The organism is Burkholderia sp. HMSC10F09, from assembly GCF_001806955.1.
Lineage (GTDB): Bacteria > Pseudomonadota > Gammaproteobacteria > Burkholderiales > Burkholderiaceae > Burkholderia > Burkholderia multivorans.
In genome coordinates, this window is sequence record NZ_KV786934.1 from 1 (window position 1) to 6980 (window position 6980).

General features: G+C 69.4%; 6 protein-coding genes. All 6 read right to left on the reverse strand.

What is annotated here, in order from left to right; all coding sequences use genetic code 11:
* Window positions 1-88: 88 nt before the first annotated feature.
* Window positions 89-1426, reverse strand: a complete 1338-nt coding sequence (locus HMPREF3115_RS27655; protein WP_006410777.1) for a glutamine synthetase family protein — start codon at window positions 1424-1426, stop codon at window positions 89-91.
* A 12-nt stretch (window positions 1427-1438) separates the two neighbouring features.
* Complete coding sequence (locus HMPREF3115_RS27660) at window positions 1439-2245, reverse strand: gamma-glutamyl-gamma-aminobutyrate hydrolase family protein (RefSeq protein WP_070556963.1); 807 nt, start codon at window positions 2243-2245, stop codon at window positions 1439-1441.
* A 746-nt stretch (window positions 2246-2991) separates the two neighbouring features.
* Window positions 2992-3789 (reverse strand): N-formylglutamate deformylase, encoded by a 798-nt coding sequence (gene hutG / locus HMPREF3115_RS27665; protein WP_053297039.1) that lies wholly within the window; start codon window positions 3787-3789, stop codon window positions 2992-2994.
* Between the two features lie 58 nt (window positions 3790-3847).
* Entirely contained in the window at window positions 3848-5224 is a 1377-nt protein-coding gene (locus HMPREF3115_RS27670; protein ID WP_053297038.1) for a formimidoylglutamate deiminase, read from the reverse strand.
* 23 nt (window positions 5225-5247) lie between these two features.
* Window positions 5248-6471: an imidazolonepropionase gene (hutI, locus tag HMPREF3115_RS27675; protein ID WP_070556965.1), complete on the reverse strand. Its 1224-nt coding sequence runs from the start codon at window positions 6469-6471 to the stop codon at window positions 5248-5250.
* 4 nt (window positions 6472-6475) lie between these two features.
* Window positions 6476-6980: HutD/Ves family protein (locus tag HMPREF3115_RS27680; protein WP_070556967.1), on the reverse strand; the 505-nt coding region annotated here is incomplete at its 5' end.

Consider the following 6980-nt stretch of genomic DNA (forward strand, 5'->3'; position numbering starts at 1 on the left):
GAGCGCGCGGTATTCGGCGGTCGAGCGCGCGCTCGGCCGTGCGTCGTGACGATCGTTCATGTTGCCTCCGGATGACGATGCCGCACGCTCATACGTGCAGCAGCAGATGGCGGCGCTCCCACGAACTGATCACGCGGAAGAACGCTTCGTATTCGGTTTCCTTCAGCGCGAGATACGCCTTCACGAACTTGTCGCCGAGAATGTCGGCGAGCGGCGTGCACGCGGCCATCAGCGAGATGCCCTCTTCCAGGTTGCGCGGCAGCTGGTACGGCAGCGAGTAGCCGTCCGAGGCGATCGGCTCGGTCGGCGCGAGCTGCTGCTCGAGACCGAGATAGCCGGCCGCGAGCGTCGCCGCGAACGCGAGATACGGGTTGCAGTCGACACCCGGAATCCGGTTCTCGATACGCCGCGCGACCGGATTCGACTGCGGGATCCGGAAGCCGACCGTGCGGTTGTCGTAGCCCCATTGCACGTTGATCGGCGCAGCCATGAAGCGCGACAAGCGGCGATACGAGTTGATGTACGGCGCGAAGATCGGCATCAGCGCGGGCGTGTATTTCTGCAGCCCCGCGAGATAGCTATGGAACATCGGCGACACGGCCCCGCCTTCGTCGGCGAACAGGTTGCGTCCGGTGCGCGCATCGGCGAGGCTCTGATGGATATGCATCGCCGAGCCCGGTTCGCCTTCCATCGGCTTGGCCATGAACGTCGCGTACATGTTGTGGCGCAGCGCCGCTTCGCGCACGGTGCGCTTGAACAGGAACACCTGATCGGCAAGCGACAGCGCATCGCCGTGCACGAAGTTGATCTCCATCTGCGCGGCGCCGACCTCATGGATCAGCGTCTCGATGTCGAGCCCCTGCATCTCGCAGTATTCGTAGATGTCCTCGAACAACGGATCGAACTCGTTGACGGCCTCGATCGAATACGATTGCCGCCCGGTCTCCGCGCGTCCGGTGCGGCCGACCGGCGGGCGCAGCGGCAAGTCGGGATCGGCGTTCATGTCGACGAGATAAAACTCGAGCTCGGGCGCGACGACCGGCTGCCACCCCTTCTGCTTGTACAGCTCGAGCACGCGTCGCAGCACGTAGCGCGGCGAGATCTCGACCGGCGAGCCGTCGAAGTGCACGCAGTCGTGGATCACCTGCGCGGTCGGATCGACGGCCCACGGGATCAGGCAGATCGTCGACGGATCGGGCACGCACACCATGTCGGGATCGGTCACGCCGGTCAGCGTGCCGTCTTCCGGATAGTCGCCGGTCACGGTCTGCACCATCACGGCCTGCGGCAGCCGCATCGATTCGCCGGATTCGAATTTGTTGCGCGGAATGATCTTCCCGCGCGCGATGCCTGCCATGTCGGGGATGATCGCTTCGACCTCGGTGATGCGGTGCTGGCGCAGGAATTCGGTCAGTTCGGGTTGCATGATCGGCCTCTTTCAGTCGACGTCGGACGCGTTCGGCGGCGGCAACCCGCCGGCGAATGCGTGAATGCGATGCGCCATTCGCGCGCGGCATGCCGCGCCGAATGCCGCGAAGATGTCGCGCGACAGCGGCTGCTCCGCGTAGCGCCATTCCGGATGCCATTGCACGCCGAGCGCGAACGCACGCGCACCGCGCACGCTGACGGCCTCGACGAGCCCGTCGCGCGCACGTGCCTCGACGACGAGCCCGGCGCCGATGCGCGCGATGCCCTGATCGTGCAGCGAGTTCACGCGCGCGTCGGTCGTGCCGCGGGCGATCCGCTGCAGCAGTCCGTTCGGCGTGAACTGCACGACGTGCGCGGGGCCGTACTGCCGCTCGAGCGGATCGTCGAGCCGTTCGCGGTGATCGTCGAAGCCGGCCGTCGCGTGCAGCCGCTGATGCAGCGTGCCGCCGTATGCGACGTTCAGCTCCTGCATGCCGCGACAGATCGCGAGCACGGGCACGCCGGCGTCGATCGCCGCGCGGATCAGCGGCAGCGCGGTCGCATCGCGCGCGCGATCGTGCAAGGTGTCGCGCGGGCTCGGCGCGCCGCCGTAATGATGCGGCTCGACGTTCGAATAGCTGCCGGTCAACAGCAGTCCGTCGATCGCCGCGACGATCGCGTCGAGCGGCTGGCGCGCACCGAGCGCGGGCAGCACCAACGCGAGCGCGCCGGCGCCGTCGACGAGCGCGTCGAGGTACTTCTCGCCGGCCGTATGGTTCGGATGCGGACCGCGCATGATGCGGTCGGCGGTGACGGCTACGATCGGGCGTGCGCGCATGGTCGCGGCTCCGTTGTCTGCGCAACGAACGTCTGCACGCAGTGCGCCACACGCGCATGCGACACCGGCGCACCTGCGCGGCGACGCGCGCCGCACGCGCGCACGCGTCGTCCGCGTGCACGCAGCGGCGGCACGGCATACGACTCGGCTCGCAACGGGAAGAGGACGCTAGGGCAACAACGACGCGCTGCCGTCGCACTGCACCGCGCTGAAGACGTGCGCGGTCGCGAGGTTGAAGCGGCGCACGCCGCAGCGGGAAACGGTCAAGCGGCAAGGCTTGCGCAAACGGGCGGCATGCGCGCCGCGATCAGCAGGCCGGATCGACCCGGCCTGAGTCGGCGCGCCCGCCGACGGACTTCGCGTCCGACGTATCGATGGGCTGGCGGCTTTCACGATCGTTCTCGATGGACAGACGAATGCTCGGACACGCGTCACGATCGGGCGCAAGCGGCAACCGCGCCGCGGCGACGCGTCGGGAAGCCGCCGAAGCCCGGCATCGCGCGGAGCGCCCCTCCCGAGCGCGCTCGCGGCCGATGCACGTGCGGCGACTTCCTGACATTCAGCTTATATCAACGAAAAATTGCGTCAAATTTTCGGGTGACGATCGGACGGTTCGCCGCGGCAAAAAAAACGGCATCGGCCGCAACGACCGACGCCGTGTTGTTGCGCCGCGGCAGCGCGACGTACGCACGAATAGAGGCGCGCCACGCCGCTTCGCCGCACTGCCGCATGCGGCGCGCGGGCGCTCAGCGGTACGCGAGCGCCGTTTCGACGAGCGTGCGCAGCAAGGGCGCGACGCGCGCGGCGCGCGCTTCGTCGTACGCATACGGCCGCGTCTCGTCCATGTACGTGATCTGCGACAGCTCGAGCTGCACGGCCTGCACGCCGGTCTCCGGCACGCCGTAATGACGCGTGATGTAGCCGCCCTTGAAGCGCCCGTTTGCGACCGCCGTATAGCCGCCGTGTTCGAGCACGCGCGCGGCGAGCGCTTCCGCGAGCCCGGGCGCGGCACTCGCGCCGCTCGCGGTGCCGAAATTGAAATCCGGCAGCCGCCCTTCGAAGAAACGCGGCACGTGCGAGCGGATCGAATGCGCCTCCCATACCAGCACGCGACCGTGGTCGCGCTTGAGCCTCGCGATCTCGTCCTGCAGCGCGCCGTGGTACGGACGCCAGTAGCGGTCGCGGCGGCGTGCGATCTCGTCGTCGTCGGGCAGCGCGCCGGCCGGATACAGCGGCAGCTTGTCGAACGTGTCGACCGGCACGAGCCCCGTCGTGTCCTGCCCCGGATAAAGGTTCTCGTTGTCGGGCGGACGGTTCAGATCGACGACGTAGCGCGCATGCGACGGCACGAGGATCGATGCGCCGAGTTCGGCCGCGAACGCGTAGAGCCGCTCCAGATGCCAGTCGCAGTCGTCGACGAAGCGCGCATCGGGCGTCATCGTCGCCGCGATGTCGTCGGGGATGTGCGTGCCTGCGTGCGGAATCGAGATCAGCAGCGGCACGGTGCCCTGCTTCAGCGTGAATACAGCCGGTTGTTCAGTCATGTCGCGTCACCGTGGAAGTCGAGCGGCGCACGCTGGTGCGTGCGCCGGTAGCCGCGCGTCAGCGCAGCAGTTGCGCCAGTGCGGCGCGGTAGTCCGCATAGGCGGCCGCTTCGTCGCGATGGCGGCGGCCGCGCACCACGCGCTCGCCGCCCGTATAGACGTCGAGCACCGGCGTATCGCCGTGTTCGGCGAACACCGCGCCGGATAGCCACGCGGTGCTGTCGTGTTCGGCGATCGCCGGATGATCGGGATCCAGCACGAGCCAGTCCGCGCGGCAGCCGTCGCGCAGCGCGCCGATCGGCCGCCCGCTCGCCTGCGCGCCGCCCGCGAGCGAGGCGTCGAACAATCGATCGGCAACGTACGCGTGGGTCTCGCTCGCGAGCACGTTGCGCGCACGATGCACGAGCCGCTGCCCGTATTCGAGCAGGCGCAGCTCCGCGCGCCAGTCGACCGATGCATGGCTGTCCGAACCGATCCCGATCGCGCCGCGTTGCGCGAGATAGTCGACGGCCGGAAAGATGCCGTCGCCGAGATTCGCTTCGGTCGTCAGGCACAGGCCGGCTACCGCGCCGCGCTTCGCGAGCGCCGCCGTCTCGGCGGCGTCGATGTGCGTCGCGTGCACGAGGCACCAGCGCGCGTCGACGTCGAAGCGATCGAGCAGCCACTGCACGGGCCGCGCGCCGTACGCGCGCATGCAGTCGTCGACTTCGGCCGTCTGCTCGGCAATGTGGATGTGCACCGGCGCGTCGTTCGGCAGCCCGTCGAGCAGCACGCGCAGCCCGTTCTCCGACACCGCGCGCAGCGAGTGCGGCGCGACGCCGTAGCGCAGTCCGCCATGCTCGGGTGCCGTGCGGCGCATCGCGTCGAGCAGTTCGAGCAGGCCGTCCGGCGTGTTGATGAAGCGGCGCTGATCGTCGCGCGGCGGCTTGTTGCCGAAGCCCGCGAATTGATACGAGACCGGCAGCATCGTGATGCCGATGCCGGCCGCGCGCGCCGCGTCGATCACGCGCGTGCCGAGTTCGGCGATCTGCGGATAGCGCGAGCCGTCCTGCGCGTGATGCACGTAGTGGAACTCGCACACCGACGTGTAGCCGCACTTCAGCATCTCGACGTAGAGCCAGCGTGCGATTGCCGCGAGCGCGTCGGGCGTGATCTTCAGCGCGAAGCGATACATCAGGTCGCGCCAGCTCCAGAAGCTGTCGGCCGGATTCGCGCGGTATTCGGTGAGCCCCGCCATCGCGCGCTGGAACGCGTGCGAATGGAGGTTCGGCATGCCGGGCAATACGGGCCCGGCCGCGCGCGCGACGCCGGCGGGCGCATCGGTGTCGGGCGTCACGCCGGTCAGCGTGCCGCTCGCGTCCCAGCGCAGCAGCACGTTGCGGCGCCAGCCGTCGGGCAGATAGGCATGGTCCGCGAACAAGGTCATGTCGGTCATCGTGAGTCTCGTCTTGTCCAGGGCTAGCCGATCATCCGCCGAAACACGGTCGTGCCGCCGCGCACGACCTGCTCGCAGAGCGGCCGGCCGATCCAGTATGCGAGTTCCGCCAGCGAGCCGACCGACCACACCGCGAAATCGGCCTGCCGACCGACTTCGAGCGCGCCGTGGCGATCGGCTCGGCCGAGCGCGGCGGCCGCGTGGCGCGTGACGCCCTGCAGCACTTCGGGCACCGTCATCCGGAACAGCGTGCAGCCGAGATTCATCGTCAGCAGCAGCGATTCGAGCGGCGACGTGCCGGGATTGTGATCGGTCGCGAGCGCGATCGGCACGCCGTGCCGGCGCAGCAGATCGATCGGCGGCAACTGCGTCTCGCGAATGAAGTAGTACGCGCCCGGCAGCAGCACGGCGACCGTGCCGGCCGCCTTCATCGCTTCGATGCCGGCTTCGTCGAGAAACTCGAGGTGGTCCGCCGACAGCGCGCGATACCGCGCAGCGAGCGCGGTGCCGCCCGCGTTCGACAGCTGCTCCGCGTGCAGCTTCACCGGCAGCCCGCGCCGTGTCGCGGCTTCGAACACGCGCTCCGTCTGCGCGAGCGAAAAACCGATGCGCTCGCAGAACACGTCGACCGCATCGATGAGCCCTTCGTCGGCCAGTGTCGGCAGCATGCGCTCGCATACTTCGTCGATGTATGCGTCCGCGCGGCCCGCATATTCGGGCGGCAGCGCGTGCGCGCCGAGGAACGTCGTGTAGACGCTCACCGGAAAGCGTTCGCCGAGCTGCCGCGCGACGCGCAGCATCTTGCGCTCGCTCGCGAGGTCGAGACCGTAGCCCGACTTGATCTCGATCGCGGTCACGCCTTCGGCCAGCAACGGCTGCAGCCGCGCGGCGGCCTGCACGAACAGCGCGGTCTCGTCGGCCGCGCGCGTCGCGCGCACCGTCGACACGATCCCGCCGCCCTGCCGCGCGATCTCCTCGTAGCTGACGCCGGCGAGGCGCTGCGCGAATTCGTCCGCGCGCGTGCCGCCGTACACGAGGTGCGTGTGGCAGTCGACGAGGCCCGGCGTCACCCAGGCGCCGTGCAGGTCTTCGCGCCGCCAGTGCGCATAGCCGTGCGGCAGCGCAGCGCATGCGCCGCGCCACACGATCGCGCCGGTTTCGTCGACGGCGATCGCCGCATCGTCGATCGTTTCGTCGGGATGGCCGTGCGGACACAGCCTCAGGTGATGCCAGACAGTCGGTTTCATGCGTTCAGTCTCGTTCGCCGACGACGAGCGACACGGCCAGCAGCGCGCCGCCTCCGCTCACGACGAGGTCAAGCGCACGCGGCGGCCCGTCGAGCCGCAACGTGTCCATTTCTTCCAGTGTGAAGCGCGCGTCGTCGAGCGCGACCTCGACGACGCCCGCCGCGCAGAACAGCAGCACGGTGTCGGCATGCGCGACGCGGTGCGTGCCCGCGCGCCATACGTCGAGCGTGCCGCGCGCGGCCGCGCGACGCGTCATCAGGTTGAAGTCGCGCGTCGGTCCGTCGTGCAGCGTCGCGTCGATCGCCGTTTCGCCCGCGAAGTCGGCACGCGCGAGCGGCGCATCGAGCACGTGGCGCCGCCCGCCCGCTTCCGCGAGCGTCATCCCGGCGCCGGACAGCAGCACGAGCGTGCGGTCGACGCCGTCGAAACGCGAGAACGGCCCCGCCGCGCCGACGTCGGCGACGCTCACGCGCCACACGAACGTGTCGAGCGCGCCGCCGCGCGGCGCG

Excerpts from the sequence above, each read along its gene's own strand:
- hutI (WP_070556965.1), bottom strand. The coding sequence starts at position 6,471 with ATGAAACCGACTGTCTGGCATCACCTGAGGCTGTGTCCGCACGGCCAT.
- hutG (WP_053297039.1), bottom strand. The coding sequence starts at position 3,789 with ATGACTGAACAACCGGCTGTATTCACGCTGAAGCAGGGCACCGTGCCG.
- HMPREF3115_RS27670 (WP_053297038.1), bottom strand. The coding sequence starts at position 5,224 with ATGACCGACATGACCTTGTTCGCGGACCATGCCTATCTGCCCGACGGC.
- HMPREF3115_RS27660 (WP_070556963.1), bottom strand. The coding sequence starts at position 2,245 with ATGCGCGCACGCCCGATCGTAGCCGTCACCGCCGACCGCATCATGCGC.
- HMPREF3115_RS27655 (WP_006410777.1), bottom strand. The coding sequence starts at position 1,426 with ATGCAACCCGAACTGACCGAATTCCTGCGCCAGCACCGCATCACCGAG.